This is a genomic window from Agromyces sp. NDB4Y10 (assembly GCF_001620055.1).
GTDB lineage: Bacteria > Actinomycetota > Actinomycetes > Actinomycetales > Microbacteriaceae > Agromyces > Agromyces indicus.
This window is the reverse complement of the sequence record NZ_LQGY01000003.1, coordinates 34,361-53,967: the sequence shown is the minus strand read 5'-3', so window position 1 is coordinate 53,967 and position 19,607 is coordinate 34,361. Positions and strand designations below refer to the sequence as shown.

20 protein-coding genes are annotated in these 19,607 nt (G+C 74.1%); 7 read left to right on the top strand and 13 right to left on the bottom strand.

Annotated features, from left to right (window positions below; genetic code table 11):
• Nucleotides 1-64 precede the first annotated feature (64 nt).
• The 3 genes from AVP42_RS00900 to AVP42_RS00890 are packed head-to-tail and all read right to left on the bottom strand — an operon-like array spanning nt 65 to nt 3,590.
• The gene (locus AVP42_RS00900; protein WP_082846882.1) at nt 65-1,129 is read right to left on the bottom strand and encodes an iron ABC transporter permease; all 1,065 of its coding nucleotides are present in this window, start codon (nt 1,127-1,129) and stop codon (nt 65-67) included.
• Between the two features lie 20 nt (nt 1,130-1,149).
• Entirely contained in the window at nt 1,150-2,121 is a 972-nt protein-coding gene (locus tag AVP42_RS00895; protein ID WP_067945201.1) for a siderophore-interacting protein, read from the bottom strand.
• A gap of 44 nt (nt 2,122-2,165) precedes the next feature.
• Entirely contained in the window at nt 2,166-3,590 is a 1,425-nt protein-coding gene (locus AVP42_RS00890) for an amidase (RefSeq protein WP_067945213.1), read from the bottom strand.
• A 51-nt stretch (nt 3,591-3,641) separates the two neighbouring features.
• Between AVP42_RS00890 and AVP42_RS00885 the strand changes: the two genes are divergently transcribed.
• Entirely contained in the window at nt 3,642-4,286 is a 645-nt protein-coding gene (locus AVP42_RS00885; protein WP_067945200.1) for a hypothetical protein, read from the top strand.
• A gap of 8 nt (nt 4,287-4,294) precedes the next feature.
• Here the strand turns inward: AVP42_RS00885 and AVP42_RS00880 are convergent, their stop codons facing one another.
• From AVP42_RS00880 to AVP42_RS00855, 6 genes are all read right to left on the bottom strand, one after another.
• Nucleotides 4,295-4,873, bottom strand: a complete 579-nt coding sequence (locus AVP42_RS00880) for a GNAT family N-acetyltransferase (protein ID WP_067945198.1) — start codon at nt 4,871-4,873, stop codon at nt 4,295-4,297.
• 86 nt (nt 4,874-4,959) lie between these two features.
• Nucleotides 4,960-5,655: a uracil-DNA glycosylase gene (locus tag AVP42_RS00875; protein WP_067945195.1), complete on the bottom strand. Its 696-nt coding sequence runs from the start codon at nt 5,653-5,655 to the stop codon at nt 4,960-4,962.
• Nucleotides 5,655-6,377 (bottom strand): peptidase S51, encoded by a 723-nt coding sequence (locus AVP42_RS00870; RefSeq protein WP_067945193.1) that lies wholly within the window; start codon nt 6,375-6,377, stop codon nt 5,655-5,657. The genes AVP42_RS00875 and AVP42_RS00870 overlap by 1 nt, the downstream gene beginning before the upstream one ends.
• Nucleotides 6,374-6,901: a phosphoribosyltransferase gene (locus AVP42_RS00865; protein WP_067945191.1), complete on the bottom strand. Its 528-nt coding sequence runs from the start codon at nt 6,899-6,901 to the stop codon at nt 6,374-6,376. The genes AVP42_RS00870 and AVP42_RS00865 overlap by 4 nt, the downstream gene beginning before the upstream one ends.
• 10 nt (nt 6,902-6,911) lie before the next feature.
• Nucleotides 6,912-7,673: a potassium channel family protein gene (locus tag AVP42_RS00860; protein WP_067945189.1), complete on the bottom strand. Its 762-nt coding sequence runs from the start codon at nt 7,671-7,673 to the stop codon at nt 6,912-6,914.
• On the bottom strand, nt 7,670-8,458 hold the full coding sequence (locus AVP42_RS00855) for an SDR family oxidoreductase (RefSeq protein WP_067945188.1): 789 nt from the start codon (nt 8,456-8,458) through the stop codon (nt 7,670-7,672). Before AVP42_RS00855 ends, AVP42_RS00860 begins: the two co-directional genes overlap by 4 nt.
• A 69-nt stretch (nt 8,459-8,527) precedes the next feature.
• Between AVP42_RS00855 and AVP42_RS00850 the strand changes: the two genes are divergently transcribed.
• From AVP42_RS00850 to AVP42_RS00825, 6 genes are all read left to right on the top strand, one after another.
• The gene (locus AVP42_RS00850; protein WP_067945186.1) at nt 8,528-9,733 is read left to right on the top strand and encodes an acyltransferase family protein; all 1,206 of its coding nucleotides are present in this window, start codon (nt 8,528-8,530) and stop codon (nt 9,731-9,733) included.
• Between the two features lie 95 nt (nt 9,734-9,828).
• On the top strand, nt 9,829-11,151 hold the full coding sequence (locus AVP42_RS00845; RefSeq protein ID WP_067945184.1) for a bifunctional o-acetylhomoserine/o-acetylserine sulfhydrylase: 1,323 nt from the start codon (nt 9,829-9,831) through the stop codon (nt 11,149-11,151).
• A 138-nt stretch (nt 11,152-11,289) separates the two neighbouring features.
• Nucleotides 11,290-12,498 (top strand): homoserine O-acetyltransferase, encoded by a 1,209-nt coding sequence (locus AVP42_RS00840; protein ID WP_067945182.1) that lies wholly within the window; start codon nt 11,290-11,292, stop codon nt 12,496-12,498.
• 120 nt (nt 12,499-12,618) lie between these two features.
• A complete protein-coding gene (locus AVP42_RS00835; protein WP_067945211.1) occupies nt 12,619-13,776 on the top strand; it encodes a sensor histidine kinase in 1,158 nt (385 codons plus the stop codon).
• A complete protein-coding gene (locus AVP42_RS00830) occupies nt 13,773-15,065 on the top strand; it encodes a hypothetical protein (RefSeq protein WP_067945180.1) in 1,293 nt (430 codons plus the stop codon). The genes AVP42_RS00835 and AVP42_RS00830 overlap by 4 nt, the downstream gene beginning before the upstream one ends.
• Before the next feature lie 16 nt (nt 15,066-15,081).
• Complete coding sequence (locus AVP42_RS00825) at nt 15,082-15,735, top strand: response regulator transcription factor (RefSeq protein ID WP_067945178.1); 654 nt, start codon at nt 15,082-15,084, stop codon at nt 15,733-15,735.
• Between the two features lie 9 nt (nt 15,736-15,744).
• On the opposite strand, the gene AVP42_RS00820 is transcribed toward AVP42_RS00825, so the two are convergent.
• From AVP42_RS00820 to AVP42_RS00805, 4 genes are all read right to left on the bottom strand, one after another.
• Nucleotides 15,745-16,947 (bottom strand): MFS transporter, encoded by a 1,203-nt coding sequence (locus tag AVP42_RS00820; protein ID WP_082846884.1) that lies wholly within the window; start codon nt 16,945-16,947, stop codon nt 15,745-15,747.
• A gap of 155 nt (nt 16,948-17,102) precedes the next feature.
• Nucleotides 17,103-17,411, bottom strand: a complete 309-nt coding sequence (locus AVP42_RS00815; RefSeq protein ID WP_067945174.1) for a thiamine-binding protein — start codon at nt 17,409-17,411, stop codon at nt 17,103-17,105.
• Between the two features lie 28 nt (nt 17,412-17,439).
• Entirely contained in the window at nt 17,440-18,717 is a 1,278-nt protein-coding gene (locus tag AVP42_RS00810) for a glycosyltransferase 87 family protein (protein ID WP_231878492.1), read from the bottom strand.
• Nucleotides 18,718-18,733: 16 nt separating this feature from the next.
• Nucleotides 18,734-19,585 carry an ADP/ATP-dependent (S)-NAD(P)H-hydrate dehydratase gene (locus tag AVP42_RS00805; protein ID WP_067945172.1) on the bottom strand — a complete coding sequence of 284 codons (852 nt, stop codon included), beginning with the start codon at nt 19,583-19,585 and terminating at the stop codon, nt 18,734-18,736.
• Nucleotides 19,586-19,607: the final 22 nt, after the last annotated feature.

Genomic DNA, 19,607 nt, shown 5'->3' with positions numbered 1-19,607 from the left:
CTCGCGGCGGCCTCCGCCGTCGGTCCGGACGAAGTGCGGGCGCCGGCGTCGGGGCGGACGGCGGTCACGTCGCCGCTCCCCCGCGCCGGCGCACGAGCGCGATGAGCACGGGCGCACCGACGACGGCCGCGACGATGCCGGCCTCGAGTTCGGCCGGCGAGGCGACCACGCGCCCGATCACGTCGGCCGTGACGAGCACGGTGGCGCCGAGGACGGCGGCGACCGCGATGCGCCGCCGGTAGTCGCCGCCGGCCAACGCGCCGGCGGCGTGGGCGACGGCGAGGCCGAGCAGCGCGATCGGTCCCGCGAGCGAGGTCGCGGTCCCGGCGAGGACGATGACCGCCACGGCGGTGACGAGACGGGTCACCCCGAGGCGGACGCCGAGGCCGCGGGCGACGTCGTCGCCGAGCGCCATGAGGTTGAGCCGCGGCGCGAGCCACGCGGCGAGCAGGAGTCCCGCGACGAGGAACGGCCAGAGGGCGGCGGCGGTCTCGAGCCCGCGTCCGGCGAGCGAGCCGACCGACCAGAAGCGGTACTGGTTCAGGGTCGCCAGGTCGCGGATCAGCACGAGCGTGATGAGGGGTGTCGTGGCCGCCATGACCGCGGCGCCCGTGAGGGCCAGGCGGGCGGGGGTCGCGCCGCCGCCCACCGAGCCGATGGCGAACACGACGGCCGCCGCAGCGGCCGCGCCGGCGAACGCGAACCAGATGAATCCGAGCGGGGTCGAGACGCCGAGGAAGGTGATGGCGACGACGACCGCGAGCGATGCGCCGGCGTTCAGCCCGAGCAGCCCGGGGTCGGCGAGCGGGTTGCGGGTCGCGCCCTGGAGCACCGAGGCGACCGCGCCGAACGCCGCGCCCGCGAGCACCCCGATGATCGCGCGGGGCAGCCGCAGCTCGCGCACGACGAGCTGGTCGGTGTCGCCGTCGACCGGGGCGGTGAACGCGCTCCAGACCACGTCGAACGGCACGGCACGCGAGCCGATCGCGAGGCTCGCGAGCACGGCGAGTGCGAGCAGGGCGACGGATGCCGCGAGCACGACGCCGAACGGTGGGCGCGGCCGGGGCGCGCGGTGGGGTCGTCCCGCCGCCGCACCGCGGTCGGGGCGCGACCGTTCGGCCACCGGCATCCGCTGGACCATCGTCGGGATCAGTCGAGCTCGGCGCGACCGCGGCGCCAGTACCCCATGAACGCGACCTGGCGGCGGTCGAGGCCGGCCTCCTGCACGAGGAACCGCCGGAGCGTCTTCACGACGGACGCCTCCCCGGCGATCCAGGCGTAGCAGTCGCCGTCGAGGCTCGTGCCCTCCGGCACGTCCCACAGGATGCCGTCGGCGTCGGCGGCCGCCTCGAGGTCGGCGAGCGTGCGTCGCGACGTCTCGGCCGCCGCGGCGACGGGGTCGGCGCAGTCGCGCAGCCAGCAGGTGCGTGCGACCCAGTCGCGGACCGCGGGGACCAGCCGCTCGCCGTGAGCCTGTCCGTCGAGGCGGGGCAGCCAGCGCACCTCGACGCCGGACGGCGCGCGGACGGGCAGCGCGTCCTCGGCGCACGGCACCTCGATGACCGCGGCACCGGTCGCGTCGGCCGGGAGGGACTCGAGGATGGCGCAGATCGCGGGCGCGGCGGTCTCGTCGCCGGCGAGCAGGACGGTGTCGACGTCGCCGGGACGCCAGTCGATGCCGACCGTGCGCCCCTCGCTCAGCTCGTCCGGTCCCACGAGGACGATCTCGTCGCCGGGAGCGGCGCGGCCCGCCCACGCGGATCCAGGGCCGGTGTCGCCGTGTGCGACGAAGTCGATGTCCACCTCGCGCGAGGCGGGACGGACCCCGCGGATCGTGTAGGTGCGGAACGGGTTGCGCTGCTCCGCCGGCAGCTGCCGCCACTCCCCGAACCAGTCCTCGCCCTCCGGGAACGACGTGAAGCCGGCGCCGGGCAGCGGCAGGACCACCTTGACCCGCTGGTCGAATCCGGCCGTGCCGAAGCCGGCCAGGTCGTCGCCGGCGAAGGTCACGCGCACGAAGTGCGGCGAGAGCCGCTCGACCCGCGACACGCTCGCGCGGAACGTCCGGTAGGCGGGACGTGGGCGGGCGACGACCTCCGCCTGGGCGAGTGAGGTAAGCATTACCTAAGTCTTGCACACGGTTCGGCTGCGACCGCAACCTCGCGTCACCACACCGGCGGTCGCCGCCTCCCCCGCCGAGCCGCGCGCTCCAACTGGGCGGCGAGGGCGAACAGGGTCGCCTCCCCGCCCGGGCGTCCGATGAGCTGCACCCCCATGGGCAGCCCGTCCTCGGTGTCCAGCACGGGCAGCGTGAGCGCCGGCAGGCCCGCCACGTTGACGAACGACGTGTACGGCGTGAAGCGGACCTGCTGCGCGAAGTTCTCCTCGCCGTCCTCGGCGTGGTACCACCCGACAGGACGCGGTTCGAGGGCGAGCGCGGGCGTCATGACCGCGTCGAAGGGGGCGAAGCGCGCGATGGTGCGCCGCTCGAACCCGGTGAGCCACGACTGCGCGGCGGCGAGCTCGGCGGCGGTCAGGGCGCGGCCCCGGCCCATGAGCCACCGCGTGAGGGGCTCGAGCTGGTCGGCGCGCTCCTCGGCCACGTCGATCGTCGCGGCACCGGCCTGCCAGATGGTGCGGAAGGCCGCCGGGTACCCGGGTTCCGCCGCCGGGGCGAGCTCCTCGACGCCGTGGCCGAGCCGGTCGAGCAGCGCGACGCCGGCATCCAGGGCGGCGCGCGCGGCCGGATCCAGCCGGATCTCCGTGAACTCGTCCCACGGCGTGTCCGTCATCACGGCGACCTGGAAGCGGCCCTCGCCACGGATCGCCGCACCGAGGTACGGTCCGTCGTCCCCGGGTGCCCGCACCGCGAACGGATGCCGCGGCGGGTACCCGTGCGGCGCGATCATGCCGTCGAGCAGGAGCGCCGCATCGGCGACGGTGCGGGCGATCGGGCCGACGACGCCGAGGCCCGCGAGCCGGTCGAGTCCCGACCCGGACGGCACCCGCCCGCGCGACGGCTTCACGCCGACCAGGCCGCACGATGCGGCCGGGATGCGGATCGAGCCGCCGCCGTCGCTGCCCGGCGCGAACGGCAGCAGGCCGGCCGCCACCGCGGCCGCCGCCCCGCCGCTCGAGCCGCCCGCCCCGCGCTCGAGGTCCCACGGGTTGCGTGCCGGTCGACCGCCCACGGGCTCCGTGTACGACGGCAGGCCGAACTCGGGCGTGGCGGTCTTGCCGAGGCTCACCGCGCCGGCCGCATCGACCGCGTCGACCAGATCGTCCGACTCGTCGGGCACGCGCCCCTCGTGGGCGCGCGACCCGAACGCCGTGGGCACCCCGGCGCGCGGGTGCAGGTCCTTGTCGGCGAGGGGCATGCCCCAGAGCGGGGCGGCGCGGGGCACGTCGCGCTCCACCCGGCGCGCCCGCTCGAGCGCGAGGTCGGGCGTGACCGCCGCGAACGCGCCCACCACCGGATCCAGCCGCTCGATCCGGGCGAGGTAGTGCTCGGCCGCCTCCGTCGGCGTCACGTCGCGGCGCTGCAGCAACTGGTGCAGCTCCAACGCCGTGTACTCGTGCAGGTCCTCGATCGGGTCGGCCACGTCACGAGCCTACGCAGCGTCGCCGGTAGAGTGACGCACGTGGCGGGGGTGGCAGCCGGAGAGCGCATCGCGGGGGCGGTGGCGCGGCATCCGCTCGCCTGGGGTGCCGCCTGGAGCCTGGCGTTCGGCGCGCTGCTCGTGGTGGCGCTCGTCGCCGACTGGCCGGCGTGGGCCGACGCGATCGTGCTCACGGCCATGGTCGGGCCGTCGCTCGCGGCCACCGTGACGGTGCTGCACGCGACGCCGCGACGCCACTTCGACGAGATGTCGTCGGTCTTCGGCCACTTCGCCGTGCGCTACGCGGCGCTCGTCATCGGCGTCGTCGCGTGGAGCGCCTCGGTGGTCGTCGGCGCGGCGATCTCGCAGGCGATCCAGCTCGCCGCGGAGGGCCGCGAGGACGAGATCCTCGGCACGGGCGTGGACGTCATGCTCTTCCTCGTCCCGATCCTCGTCGCCCTGCTGTGGGCCGCGTTCGTCCTGCGCTGCGCGTGGTTCCTCGGGCGCGTGCGCGGCTGGGGCGAGGTGCCCGCATCCGACCGGGTGCCGCCCGCGATGCTCGCGAGCCGGCCGGCGCTGCGTCGTACGGTGATCGGCCTGGCCCACCCGGGCCTGTTCAGCGCCACCGGGCTCGTCGTGGCGGTCATGCTGCCCGCGCTGCAGGGCACGCACGAACTCGTGCTCTGACCCGGCGGCTACTTCAGCGACTTCTGCAGCAGCACGGTGCCGAGCCACCGGTCGAACTTGAAGCCGACCCGGCCCATGCGCCCGATCTCGGTGAACCCGAAGCGCTCGTGCAGCGCGATCGACGCCTCGGCGCCCTGGTCGGCGATGACGGCGAGGATCTCCTTCAGCCCCGCCGCCTTCGACGCCTCGATGAGCTCGCCGAGCAGCGCCCGCCCGAGGCCCTTGCCGGATGCCGCGGGACCGAGGTAGATCGAGTCCTCGACCGTGTAGCGGTACGCCCGCTTCTGCTTCCACGGGGAGACGAGCGCGTAGCCGAGCAGCTGCCCCGAGGGCGACTCCGCGACGAGGAACGGCATGCCGAGCTTCTGCAGCATCGCGAACTTCTGCTTCCACTCGCGGAGCGTCATCGCGTCCTCATCGAAGGTCACGGTCGAGTTCGCGACGTAGTAGTTGTAGATCTCGCGCACGGCCGGCAGGTCGGCGGGCCGCGCCGGGCGGATCTCGTACGCGAACGGCGTCTCCTCCGGCTCGGGCCGGCGCAGGTGCCGGGGCAGCACCCGTCGCTGCTGGTATTCCTCCTCGAGCATCCCGCCATGGTACGCGCGCCGTGTTGCGAACGGATGACGCGGCCGGACGCGGTTGCCCGGCGGCGATGCCCGCCGTCGTCGGACGGTCAGTCGTCGGCGAGCGACCAGTCGACGGGTCGCCCGCCGCGGGCCTCGAGGAGCGCGTTGGCCCGGCTGAACGGGCGGGAGCCGAAGAACCCGCGGCTCGCCGAGAGCGGGCTCGGGTGGGCCGACGCGATGCGGGGCGTGTCGCCGAGCAGCGGGGCGAGCGACTGCGCGTCGCGACCCCAGAGGATGGCGACGAGCGGGGTCCCCCGGTCCACGAGGGTGCGGATGGCGTGGTCGGTCACGCGCTCCCATCCCTTGCCGCGGTGGGAGCCGGACTCGCCGGGCCGCACGGTGAGCACGCGGTTCAGCAGCATGACGCCGCTGCGGTTCCACGCGCCGAGGTCGCCGTGGTCGGGCGGCGTGCAGCCGACGTCGTCGGCGAGCTCCCGGTAGATGTTGGCGAGGCTCCGCGGGATCGGCCGGACGTGGCGCTCCACCGCGAACGACAGGCCGATCGGGTGGCCGGGCGTGGGGTACGGGTCCTGGCCGACGATGAGCACGCGGATGTCGTCGACCGGCTGCCGGAACGCCCGGAGCACGCGGTCGCCCGCGGGCAGGTACGAGCGGCCCGCGGCAGTCTCGGCCCGCAGGAAGTCGCCCATGCGCGCGATGTCGTCGGCCACGGGCGCGAGCGCCTCGGCCCAGCTCGCATCGATGAGGCCCGCCTCGGCGAGCTCGGGGAGGGTGCGGCCCATCAGCCGGTGATGCTCCGCACGACGACGCCCTCGTCGCCCGCGGTGACGCTCCAGACGCTGCCCGCGCCGGCGACCCGCAGGCCGCCGGTGCCGATCGAGAACAGCGTGTCCTCGTCGATCGCGATGCCGCCGTCGACGAGCCCCGCCTCGGTGGCCGCGATCAGCCGCGTGAGGGTGCCCCACTGCGCGGCATGGCAGTCGATGGTGAGGTCGACGAGCCCGATGCCGGCCTCGGCGGTGACCTCGTCGAGGTCCTCGGAGGCCTCCTCGGGGGCGACGGGTACGCCGCCGATGCGCCATCCGCCGAGCAGCGCCGTGTCGGCCGCGATGGCGGCGCCGGCCGAGAAGCCGAGGTAGGGCAGGCCGGATGCCACGAGCCGGCGCAGCTCGCCCGCGACGGGCTCCACGGCTCGGCGGTAGGCGGGCGTCAGCCCACCGCCGACGAGCACCCCGTGGGCGCCCGCGAGCGCCGGGGTCGCGAACGCGCCCTCCTCGTCCACGACCGAGACCGCGACGTCGACGTCGGCGACCGACTCGAGCACGGCGCGCCACCGCGCGGCGAGCTCGACGCCCTCGGCCTCGGGCGCGACGAGCAGCACGGCGACGCGGGGCCGCTCGACGGCGTCGCGGCCGGCGGCCGCGGCCGCCTCAGCGATGAACGGCGCGCACACGGCGGGCGCGTGCTCCGCGCTCCAGCCGCCCCCCACGAGGTGGACGCTCATCGGACCTCCTCCTCTGCGCGCACGGGCGGCAGGGCCGACCAGGGGAAGACGATCCAGTCCTCGGTCTCGCGATAGGCGAAGTCGGGGACGAGCACCGTGCGCGGCTTGACGTAGAGCGTGGCGCTCCGCACGTCGGCACCCACCCCGCCCAGCAGGTCGACGACCTTCGCGAGGGTCCGGCCCGAGTCGGAGACGTCGTCGACGAGGAGCACCCGCTTGCCCTCGAGCGCCGGCGCGTCGAGCATGGGCGGGTGCAGCACCGGCTCCGGGAGCCGCTCGTCGACGCCGGTGTAGAACTCGACGTTGATCGAGCCGCAGGACTTGGTGCCGAGCGCGTACGCGATCGCGCCGGCCAGGAGCAGCCCGCCGCGTGCGATCGCGATGACCACGTCGGGGCGGAACCCGGAGCCGAGCACGTCGGCGGCGAGCCCGCGGGCCGCGGCGGAGAAGTCGTCCCAGGTCAGGATCTCGCGGCGGATCCCGTCCGCGCCGCTCGCGGCGGCGTCATTCGCGTCGAAGCTCATTCCCCCAAGGCTAGCGGCCCGCCCGCTCGGGGCCGGGGTCGTCGCTCGCGTTCCGCTCCGCGACGTCGTCGCCCTCGGCGAGCCCCTCGCGCTCGGCGACGACCCCGCGGCGGTGCGGGTGCTCGCTCCGCAGGCCGGAGAGGCGCTCGTTGAGGACGGAGATCACCGTCGCGGAGGCGACGCCCACGATCGCGACGCCGCCGGCCATGAGGACCGCGGCCCACATGCGGCCGGGCACGGTGACCGGGTAGGTGTCGCCGTAGCCCACCGTGGCGAGCGTGACGACGGCCCACCAGATCGCCTCGCCGAAGCTCGTGATGTTGGCGCCCGGCGCGTCGCGCTCCACCTGGAGCACCGCGAGCGAGATGAAGAACACGTAGACCGTGGCGTAGATGATCGCGGAGAGGATGAATCGGGCCCGTACGGCCTCCGTCGTCCGGCGCTGCAGCACCGGCAGGTAGCCGAGCAGCGAGACCACCCGCAGGGCGCGGAACACCGGGAACACGACCGACAGGAGCTCGATCGGGTGACGCCAGGCGTACCGCCACCGCTCCCCTCGCGGCGTCAGGACGAGGCGCATGACGGCGTCGACGAGGAAGAGCGCCCACGTGAGCGCGAAGATCACGTTGAAGGCCACCACGATCGACCTGGGCAGGTCCGGGACGAGCACCCACACCGTGTACGCGACGATGAACGCGATGCCGAGCAGGGCGAGGAGCCGGCCGGTCGCGTCGACCCAGCGCTGCCGCCGCTCGACCCCGCCGTCGCTCATCGCGACGCCTCCCGCCGCGTGACGAGCGGTCCCTTGGCGAGCCGGTGCGGCGCGGCCTGGGCGACGGGCTTGACCACGATGAGGTCGAGGTCCACGTGCGGCGGCTTCGACATGGCGTCGACGATGACGGATGCCACGTCCTCGGCCACCAGCGGCTCGGGCACCCCCTCGTAGACGGCGTCGGCGCGCTCGCGGTCGCCGCCGAACCGCACCAGCGCGAACTCGTCCGTCTTCACGAGACCGGGCGCCACCTCGACGACCCGGATGGGCTCCCCGTTGAGCTCGAGCCGGAGCACCTCGGTGAGGGCGTGCGCGGCGAACTTGGCGGCGTTGTACCCGCCCCCGCCGACGTAGGCGACGTGCCCGGCGAGCGAGGTCACGTTGACGAGGTCGGCGACGCCGCGCTCGTCGGCGCCGCGCCGGAGCAGGGGCAGCAGCGCGCTGGTCACGCGCTTGACGCCGAGCACGTTCACCTCGAACATCCACGCCCAGTCGGCGAGGTCGGACTCCTCGACCGAGGCGAGGCCCTTCGCGCCGCCGGCGTTGTTCACGAGGGCGTGCACCGGGCCCGCCGACGCGAGGTCCTCGGCGAGCGCCGCGACGTCCGCGTCGGAGGTGACGTCGGCGACGACCACCTCGCACCCGGTCTCGGCGGCGAGCGCGCGCAGGCGGTCCTCGCGCCGCGCGACGGCCACGACGTCCCATCCGTCGTGCCGCAGCGCCCGCACGGTCGCCGCCCCGATGCCCGAACTCGCCCCGGTGACCACTGCGCGCTTGCCGTCCATGCGGCCATTCTGCACCGGCGGGCGCGGTCGTCCACGTGCACGGCGCGGGCCATGCGCGAGAATGGGCGGATGCAGCCGACGCCGTCGACCCGCGCCCCGAAGCCGCCCCAGCGCAAGCGCCGCGTGCCGCTGTGGGACAACGCGCGCTGGATCGCGATCACGCTCGTCGTGATCGGGCACGGCATCCTGCCCCTCATCGGCGAGGACGACGCGGCCTACAGCGTGTACCTGTTCATCTACTCGTTCCACGTCGCGGTGTTCGTGACGGTGTCCGGGTACTTCGCCAAGTCCGGTCCGCCGAACGCGCGCGCGATGCGCCAGGTGCTCACCGACATCGTCTTCCCGTACTTCATCTTCGAGACGATCTGGACCGTCATCCGCTTCGCCCTCGGCGGGGACTTCGTCCTCGACTACACCACCGCCTCGTGGACGCTGTGGTTCCTCATCGCCCTCGCGATCTGGCGCATCGCGCTGCCGTTCCTGGTGCTGCTGCGCTATCCGCTCCTCATCGCCATCGCGATCTCGATCGGCGCGGGCTACGCGGTCGAGATCGACTCGACCCTCGCCCTCACGCGCACGTTCGGCATGTTCCCCTTCTTCGTCTTCGGCTGGAAGCTCCGCCAGTGGCGCATCACCGACCGCTGGCTCGACCTGCCCACGGCGGTCACGTGGCGCTGGCGGGCCGGCGCGATCGCGCTCTTCGCGGGACTGCTCGTCGTGCTCCCCATCGCCATCGAGACCTGGCGCGACCTGCGGCTGCGCCGGTTCATGCTCTACGACGAGTCCTACGAGTCCATCGGCTACGACGAGCCCTGGTCCGGCGCCATCCGGCTCTTCCTGCTGCTGCTCGCGATGCTCCTCGCGGTCGCCTTCCTCGTGCTGATGCCGCGGCGCACCACCTGGTTCACCGCGTTCGGCAGCGCCACGATGTACATCTACCTGCTGCACTCCTTCGTGCTGTTCCCGCTGCGCGAGACCCCACTGCTCGAGGGGCAGCAGCCGTGGTGGGTGCTGCCGGCCATGATCGTGTTCTGCATCGGCGTGTCGGTCGTGCTGTCGCTGAAGCCCGTGCGGCGGATCTTCCGCCCCCTCGTCGAGCCGCGGGCGCGGTGGCTGTTCCGCCCGGAGCCGGCGACCGCGACCGGCACGCTCGTGCTCCCGCCCGAGGCGCTGCCGCCGGCGCCCTCCGCGCCGCGCACGGCGGCCGAGGACGCGACGGCGCCCGATGCGCGACCGCCGGGCGGCGAGCCGCGCGACGGCGAGCGCGGCGCGTGACGCCGTGTTGCGGCATCCGTTGATCGCCTGATCGACCGCTCGTAACGTGGGCTGCGGTTGCGGCGCTGCCGCACCGCGAACGCGAAGGAGTCCCCATGGCAGAGCAGGCCGACTGGCGCTTCGAGACGAAGCAGGTGCACTCGGGCGCCGCCCCCGACCCGGTCACGAAGGCGCGCGCGACGCCGATCTACCAGACGACGTCGTACGTCTTCGACTCCGCCGAGCACGCGCAGAACCTGTTCGCGCTCGCCGAGTTCGGCAACATCTACACGCGCATCATGAATCCGACGCAGGCCGTCGTCGAGGAGCGCCTCGCCGCGCTCGAGGGCGGCTCCGGCGCGCTGCTCGTCGCGTCGGGCCAGGCGGCCGAGACCTTCGCCGTGCTGAACATCGCGCAGGCCGGCGACCACATCGTCTCGTCGTCGTCGATCTACGGCGGCACGTACAACCTGTTCAAGTACACGCTCGCCAAGCTCGGCATCGAGACCACGTTCGTCGAGAACCAGGACGACGCCGACGAGTGGCGCCGTGCGGTCCGCCCGAACACGAAGCTCTTCTTCGCCGAGACCATCGGCAACCCGAAGATCAACGTCCTCGACATCGAGCTCGTCGCGGGCATCGCGCACGACGCGGGCATCCCGCTCATCGTCGACAACACGATCGCGACGCCGTACCTCATCCGCCCGTTCGAGCACGGCGCCGACATCGTGATCCACTCGGCCACGAAGTTCCTCGGCGGCCACGGCACCGTGATCGGCGGCGTCATCGTCGACGGCGGCCGCTTCGAGTGGTCGAAGCACGTCGAGAAGTTCCCCGGCCTCACCGAGCCGGACCCGTCCTACCACGGCGCGAGCTACACCGCCGCGGTCGGGGACGCGCTCGCGTACGTCATCAAGGCGCGCGTGCAGCTGCTGCGCGACCTCGGCTCGTCGATCGCGCCGGCGAGCGCGTGGCAGCTCATCCAGGGCATCGAGACGCTCTCGCTGCGCGTCGAGCGCCACGTGCAGAACGCGCAGGAGATCGCCGAGTGGCTCGACGGTCACCCCGACGTCGCGAGCGTCAACTACTCGGGACTGCCCTCGAGCCCGTGGTACGCGGCCGCCAACAAGTACGCCCCCAAGGGCGTCGGCGCGGTGCTGTCGTTCGAGCTCAAGGGCGGCGTCGACGCCGGCCGCGCGCTCGTCGACAACCTGTCGCTGTTCAGCCACCTCGCCAACATCGGCGACGTGCGCTCGCTCGTCATTCACCCCGCCTCGACCACGCACTCGCAGCTCACGCCCGAGCAGCAGCTCACGACCGGCGTCACGCCGGGCCTCGTGCGGCTCTCGGTCGGCATCGAGAACGTCGACGACCTCAAGGCCGACCTCGAGGCGGGCCTCGCGGCCGCGCGTCGTGCCACGGAGGCCGCGCGGGTCTGACGACCGCACGAGCAGCGAACGGATGCCGCGTCCGGCCCGGGACGCGGCATCCGTCGTCTGCGCGGGCTGCGGGCATCGCGGCGTCGGTGGGCGCGTAACAGAGGAGCAGCCCCGTCGCGCGTCCGGGAGAATCGAGGCATGGACTGGCAGACGACCTCGGAGACGGTGCCCGCGAGCATCGTGCCCGAGGCCCGCGCCGCCCACCAGCTCGCCGGTCGGGCCCCCGCCACGGGCGCGTGGCGCGCCGGCGACCCGGTCGGCGACCGCCGGTTCGCGCGCATCGGCGACCTGGCGCTCGAGTCGGGCCAGGTGCTGCCCGACGTGCGCATCGCCTACGAGACCTGGGGCACGCTCGCCCCGGCCCGTGACAATGCGATCCTCGTCCTGCACGCGCTCACGGGCGACAGCCACGTGCTCGGCCCCGCCGGCCCCGGCCATCCGAGCGCCGGCTGGTGGCCGGGCGTCGTCGGCCCGGGTCGCGCGATCGACACCGACCGCTGGTTCGTCGTCGCCCCGAACGTCGTGGGCGGATGCCAGGGTTCGACCGGTCCCTCCTCCGTGGCGCCCGACGGCGTCGAGTGGGGCGCCAGGTTCCCGTTCCTCACCATCCGCGACCAGGTCGCCGCGCAGATCGCCTTCGCCCGCGAGCTGGGCATCGAGCGCTTCGCCGCCGTGGTGGGCGGATCGATGGGCGCGATGCACGTGCTCGAGTGGGCCGTCATGGCCCCCGACGCGGTCGAGCGGATCGCGGTGCTCGCCGCCCCCGCGGCGACCACGGCCGACCAGATCGCCCTGAACTCGGTGCAGCTCGAAGCCGTGCGCAGCGACCCCGCCTTCCGCGGCGGCGCGTACTACGACGCCCCGGACGGCGACGGACCCACCCGCGGGCTCGCGCTCGCGCGGCGCATGGCGATGCTGAACTACCGCACGCCCGTCGAGCTCAACCAGCGGTTCGAGCGCAGCTGGCAGTCGGGCCTCGACCCGCTCGGCGGCGGCGGACGCTTCGCGGTGGAGTCGTACCTCGACTTCCACGGCAACAAGTTCACGCGCCGCTTCGACGCGAACAGCTACCTCGTGCTGACCGAGGCCATGAACTCGCACGACCTCGGCCGCGGCCGCGACGGGGTCGCGGCGGCGCTCGACCGCATCGAGGCGCGCGCGCTCGTGCTCGGGATCGACAGCGACCGCTACTTCTCCCTCGAGGGCCAGCGCGAGATCGCGCGCGGACTGCGGCGGACGGTGCACGGCGACGAGCCGGTCGTGCTCCGCTCCGACTACGGCCACGATGCGTTCCTCATCGAGGACGACGCGGTCGGCCGGGCCATCGGCGACCTCCTCGCGGCCTGACCCGAACCGGACCCGTCGCCCCGGTTCGGGCCGTTTGGCCCGTGTCCGGGGGTCGCTCTGGGTTATCTTCGAGGATGACGGCACCCGGGTGCCGCCATGGCGAGCCGCGAGAGGGGTGGCATGCGTCGGATCGACAAGGAACGTGACCGGCTGCTGCGACGACTCGCACGCGCCGGGAGCCTCACCGGAGCGGTCCTCGCGCTGGCCTGCCTGCTCGTGCCGGGCGCCCTCGACGCAGACCGCTTCGCCCTCGCGGTGATCCTCGACCTGGCGCTCATCGGGCTCGTCGTCCTCGCGACGGCGCGGGGCGCCACGCTGCCGATCCTCGGCACGATCGCGGCCTCCGTCGCCCTGCTGCTCGTGATCGGGCTCGACCCGACCATCGACCCCGCCGCCGAGACCGCCATGGCGGTGACCGGCGCGCTCACCGCCGCGGCCATCGCGATCCCCTCGATCGTGCGCCCGAACGGCGTGGCGCTCGTCGTGCTCTCCGGGCTCGCCGTCGTGACCGCCGTGGTCGCGTCGTGGTTCGCGGGGGCCGACCTCGGCACGGTGCTGGTCGCGTCCATCGCCGGATGGGCCGCGTCCACCGCCACCGGCCTGTGGCTCGCGCGGGCCATCGACCGCGCGGCCGAACGGATCGACGAGGTCGGCCGCGCCCACCGGGCGGAGCGGCTCGCGAGCGAGTCGGAGGCGCAGCAGCGCCAGGATGCGCGCGTCCTGCACGACACCGTGCTCGCGACGCTGAGCCTCCTCGCCCACTCCGGTGTCGGCGTCGGCGAGAGCGCCCTCCGCCAGCAGGCCGGCGACGACGCGCGCCTGCTGAAGCAGCTCCGCCTGGGCGCGCCGCTCGACAACGGTTCGAGCACCGCCTTCTCGCCCGACTCCCCCGCCGACGTGCTCGGCACGACCTTCGACTCCGTCCGCCAGCGGTTCGCCCGCATGGGGCTCGACGTCAACTGGCACGGCGCCGGTCAGCTCGTGCTGCCGCGCGACACGCTCGACGCGCTCCTCGGCGCGCTCGGCGAGTGCCTCGAGAACGTGCGCCGTCACTCCGGGGTGAAGGAGGCCGACGTCACGATCACCGACGACGACCGGACCGTCCGGGCGATGGTCACCGACCAGGGCGCCGGCTTCGAACCCGCGGCGGTCGATCCGGCACGACTCGGCTTCGCTGAGTCGGTCGTGGGTCGACTGCATGCCGTCGGCGGCCGCGCGCGGGTCTTCAGCTCGCCGGGGTCGGGCACGACCGTGATGCTGGAGGTTCCGAAGCCGTGAGCCGGTTCCAGCGCAGCCTCCCGCCGGACGACGTGCCGCGCGACACCACCCACGAGGTGCAGTTCCGCCGGCCGACGCGGTCGGCCCGCGCCGCGGAGGACATCCGCAGTGCGCACGGCGGCCGGCGCCTCGCCGCCGGCGTCACCGTCGCCTGCGTCGCGATCGTGCTCGCCCACCTGCTGCACGCGTGGGGCCTGGCCGACATCTTCCCGCCCGGCCGGGACCCGGGGCCCGCGTGGATCGCCCTCGGACTCGTGACCGTCGGCGCGGTGGTCGCCACCCGCGGCCTCAGCCGCGTGCCCGACTGGGTGTTCGGCACGCTCCTCGTCGCGCTCGCGGTGCCGGTCTGGCTCGACGTGGCCGCCACGGTCGACACCCTGCAGCTCGGCATCACGCCCACCGCCGCCCCGGCCGCCGCGGCGCTGCTCATGCCGGTGGCCGCGCTGCGCGAGACGCGCGGACCGCTCGCCGCGGCGGTGACCATCGCCGCGGTGCTGCTGGTCCAGGCGCTGGTCCAGGCGCCCGAGGCGGGCACCCGCACGGTGGTCGGCGTGGCCATCGCGGCCTCCGCCGTGGTGCCCGTGGTGCTCGTGGTCATCGCGGTCCGGGGGTTCCGCCGCCTGGTGGGGCGCGAGCTCGACCTCACGCTCGTGCAGAGCACCGTCTCCACCCCGCGTTCGGCCGTCGGCATGCGCGCCTCGGAGGAGCTCGCGGAGCTGGACTACGACGCCGAGGCGCTGCTCGACGACGTCGGCGCGGGCCGGATCGCGCTGCCGCTGCCGCCGGCGGCGGCCGAGCGGGCCGGCCAGCTCGCCGCGCGGCTGCGCGTCCGGCTCATCGAGGGGCGGACCGACACCTGGCTGCGCCACGCCGTCACCGAGTCCGCGTACCTCAGCCGACGGGTGACGGTCGACGACCCGGCCGGCCTCGCGGGCCTGCTCGGCCCGGCCCAGCGCGACGGGCTCCTGCTCGCGCTCTGGCTGATCGCCGGGCAACGGCGGACCAAGGCCTCTGCCCCGCCGCTGCGGGTGCTCGTGACCTGCCGCGACCGCGAGGCGCTCGATCCGGAGCCCGACGACGGCCGGCTGTTCGACGGCACGCGCATCGCGATCCGCTTCGACGTCTCCGGCGTCACCGCACGGAGGGTCGACGAGGCGACGTGGGAGGCACTGGATAATGTCGGAAGACACGATGTGGTCGCGGGAGCCGACGGCTTCCGGGTCGACATCGACTGCCGGATCGACCCCGCGAACCGTGCGGGAACCGCGACGCCACCCGGCGCCGCTTGACTGAGGGGAGCCTGACGTGCCCGAACCCGACACCAGCCCGATCCGGCTGGCGATCGTCGACGACCATCGCATGCTGCTCGGTGCGCTCACCGAGTGGGTCCGGGGCGCGGCATCCGACATCGACCTCGTCGCGGCCGTGCCGTCCTGGTCGGAACTGCTCGCCCACCCGGAGTTCCCCGTCGACGTGGTCCTGCTCGACCTCGACCTGCGCGACAACATCCCGATCTCGATCAAGCTGTCGACGCTGAAGTCGGCGAACGTCGCCACCATGCTCATGAGCACCTACTCCGAACCGGCGGTGGTGCGCGAGGCGCTCGGTGCCGGTGCGCTCGGCTACCTCGTGAAGTCCGAGCCGGTCGAGACGATCGTCGAGGCGATCCGCGCCGCGCAGTCCGGCGAGACCTACATCTCGACCGAGCTCATCGGCGCGCTCGACGACGACGGGGCCGCACCGCGCCTCAGCGCCCAGGAGCGCCGCGTCATGGCGCTGTACGGCGCCGGCCAGCCGGTGAAGGCGGTGGCCTTCCAGCTCGGCATCTCGGAGGAGACGGCGAAGAGCTACCTCAAGCGCATCCGCGAGAAGTACCGGCTCGCCGGCTACGACGTCGGCACCAAGGTCGCCCTGCGGAAGCGGGCCATCGCCGACGGCATCCTCCTGCAGTCCGAGTAGGCGAGCGGCTCAGTCCCCGATCGCGGGCATGGCGCCGGTGACCGAGGGCATCGGGATGCCGCGGCGCAGGCGCGCTCGATCGAGCCCGAACGACGCGAGCGCGAGCGCGGTTCCCGCGAGCGTCAGCGCGAGCCCGACCCAGACCGGGGCGACGTAGCCGAGGCCGGCGGCGATCACCACGCCGCCGAGGATGGCCCCGAGGCTGTTGCCGATGTTCAGCGCCGAGTGGTTCAGTGCGGCGGCGATCGACTGGCTGTCGCGCGCGATGTCCATGAGCCGCATCTGGATGGTGGGCGACAACGCCGACGCCGACCCGCCCACGAGGAAGAGGCCCGTGATGAGGCCGACGGGGTTCGACGCGGTCAGCGCGAGCACCACGAGCGACGCGGCCATGATGCCGAACCCCAGGTACATCGATCGGCGCACGCTCCAGTCGGCGAGGCGACCGCCGACGAAGTTGCCGATCGTCATCCCGAGTCCGATCACGATGAGCACGACCGGCACGAGGGCGGCGTCGAGTCCCGTCACCTCGGTGGCGAGCGGGGCCACGTAGCTGTACACCGCGAAGAGGCCGCCGAAGCCGATCGCCCCGATCCCGAGTGCGAACCACGCCTGCGTGCGCGTGAAGATCCGCAGTTCGCGGCCGATCGTCGCGGCCGGGTCGCCGGGCTGCCACGGCACGGCCGCGAGCACGGCGACGAACGTGGCGGCGAAGATCGCGGCGACCGCGAGGTAGGCGATGCGCCAGCCCGCGAGCTGGCCCAGCCAGGTGATCGCGGGCACGCCGACGACGTTCGCGATGGTGAGTCCGGAGAGCACGAGGGCGACGCCGCGCCCGCGCTTGCCGGGGCCCATGAGGTTCGCCGCAACGAGCGACGCGATGCCGAAGTAGGCGCCGTGCGGCAGGGCGGCGACGAAGCGCGCGGCCACCACGAGCTCGAACGTCGGCAGGAGGGCGGATGCCACGGTGCCGAGCGTGAACGCGGCGAGCAGGGTCAGCAGGAGCTGCTTGCGCGGCCATCGCGCCGCGGCCGCGGCGATCGTGGGGGCGCCGACGACGACCCCGAGGGCGTAGGCGGAGATGATCCAGCCCGCGGCCGCGTTGGCGGCCTCGGTCGAGGTCGCGGCGAGGCCGGGCAGGAGGTCGAGGGCCATGTCGGGCAGCAGGCCCATCGCGACGAACTCGGTCGCGCCGATGCCGAACCCGCCCATCGCGAGGGCGATGAGCGCGAGGCGGATGCGAGCCGGCGACAGGGTCGTCGGCGCGTGCGGGTGGCGAGTCACCCGCACGATTCTGCCACGGATCGAATCGATTCGATAATCGCGGCGCGGGAGTCAGCCTCCGGCGCGGACCGCCGGGGCGGGCGTCATCCGTCGTTCTCGATCGCCGCCTCGAGACGGTCGACCTTGGCCTCGAGCTCGTTCGACCAGCCCGGCCGGATGTCGGCCTTCAGCACGAGCGAGACCCGCGAACCGTAGTCGCCCACCGCCTCGGTGGCCGCCTTGACGACCGCGAAGACCTCGTCCCACTCCCCCTCGATCTCGGTGAACATCGACGTCGTCCGGTTGGGCAGGCCGGACTCGCGCACGATCCGCACCGCGGCGGCGACCGCGTCGTGGACCGAGGCGTCCTTCCGACCCGTGCCGCTCGGCGCGACCGAGAATGCGACCAGCATGGTGCTCCCCTCTCTGCGCGCACGCCGCTCAGGCGGAGGCATCGACCACCGGCGGCCGGCGCGCGGACCCAGCCTGCCACACGCGCACGAGGGCCCACGCGAGCAGCGCAGCCAGCAGGACGACCTTCAGCGTGAGCAGTAGCACGAAGCCGGGATTCGCGATGAGCAGCCAGCCGTACCAGTACGGGTAGATCACGTGGGTGAGCAGCGCGATCGCGGCGGTCATCGCCGCCGGCGTCAGGAAGCGCCCCCCGCCGAGGGCGATGCCGAGGATCACCGGGGCGGCGAGCCAGGTGACGAACTGGGGCGAGCCCACCTTGTTCGCGAGCATCAGGGCGACGATGAAGGCGAGGGCGAGCGGCGGCAGGAGTGCCACGACCGGCGCCCGCCGCATCGCGGCGCGGATGCCGAGGGCGAGGACCGCGGCCACCGCGATCGCCATGAGCGGGGTGGTCAGCGCCGACGCCACCTCGACGCCCGGCCCCTCGACCTGGAAGGTGAGGATGCCGCGGTCGTACTCGATCGTCGCCTCGTCGGTTCCGGCGACGATCCACCACAGCCACGGCACGGCGAGCGGCGCCTCGACCTGGAGGCCGCGGCCGGCCTGCTGGGCCACGAAGCCGAACGCGTTGAGGCCCGACCCGGCGATGAGGCTGACACCGAGGATGCCGGCCGACAGCGCCGCGGCCATCACCGCGACCTCCCCGCGCCGGCGGAGCGCGACGACGAGGCTCGCCACGAGCGCAGCGGGCCAGACCTTGATCCAGGCGCCGACCGTGAGCAGCATCGCGGCGACCCGCGGCCGGCCGGCCGCCCAGAGGAGTCCCACGATCGCGAACGGCACGGTCACCGCGTCGATGCGCCCGAGCGCGATGGGGCCGAGCATCGCGAGGAAGGCGACCCACCACCAGGCTGCGGCGCGACGGCGCACCGACAGGGTCCCGCGGCCGAGCAGCACCGCGAACGCGAACGCGTCGAGCGCGGTCACCATGGCGAGCCAGGCCTCGCCGTACCACTCCGCACCGAACGCGAGCGCGGCGGTCATGGGCGCGAACGCGAGGATCGGGTACACCCACGGGGTGTCGATCCCCATCCGCAGCCATCCCTGCTGTGCGGTCTCCGCCCACACCAGGTACACGCCCGTGACATCCCCCATCGGATAGCCCGGCGCGAACAGGTTCAGGCCGGCCAGCATCGCGTGGACGAGCACGAAGGCGCCCCACGCCGCGGCGCGGCCGCCGAGCAGCCGGCGGATGCCGCGTGGCGGCGCGTCCGCCGTCACCTGCTCGACGCTGCTCCCGGTCACTGCCACGACTCCGCCGTCAGCGCCGCAGGAGCCCGCCGATCACGGGCGGGACGGCGTGCGCCACGTCGAGCGCGGTGACCGGACCGCCGTCCCACGCGGCGCTCGCCCGGCGCGCCGCCTCGGCGTGCACGTAGGCCGCGGTCGCGGCGAGACGCGTGATGGCCGTGGCATCCGCGGCGAGCCGCTCGTGGTGCGTCGCCGCGAGGGCGCCCACGATCCCGCCGAGCACGTCGCCCGTGCCCGCGCTCGCGAGCCAGTGCGTCCGGACCGTCACCGTGAGGCGGGTGCCGTCGGGGTCGGTCACGTGGGTGACGGCGCCCTTCAGCAGCACCGCGACGTCGAGCTCGCGGGCGGCGCGGTCCGCCCACCCCGCCGGGTCGGCCTCGACCTCCTCCACCGAGGTCGGGATGTCGCGTTCGTTCAGCAGGTTCGCGAGCTCGCGCGCGTGCGGCGTGATCACCGTCGGCGCGGTGTGCGACCCGACGAGGTCGAGCCCTCCCGCGTCGAGCACGGTCGGCTGCCCCGAGGCGAGCGCGTGCTGCAGCTCGCCCGCGAGCAGGAAGGATCGGTGCGACGCGTCCATGCCCGAGCCGAGGAGCCACGCCTGGACCCGGCCCGCGACCCCGACCGTCTCGGGGCGCGCGGCGATGACCGCCTGCCGCACGGCGCGGGGCCCGGTGAAGCGCACCATGCCCACGCCGGTGCGGTGCGCGGCCTCCACGCCGAGCACCGCCGCACCGGGGTAATCGGGCGATCCGGTGATGACGCCGAGCACGCCCCGGCGGTACTTGTCGTCGTCGGCACCGGGCTCGCTCAGCCATTCGGATGCGTCGTCGGCGGTCCATTCACGCCAGGTCCCGGTGCCCATGCCCCAACGATAGGTTGAGGGG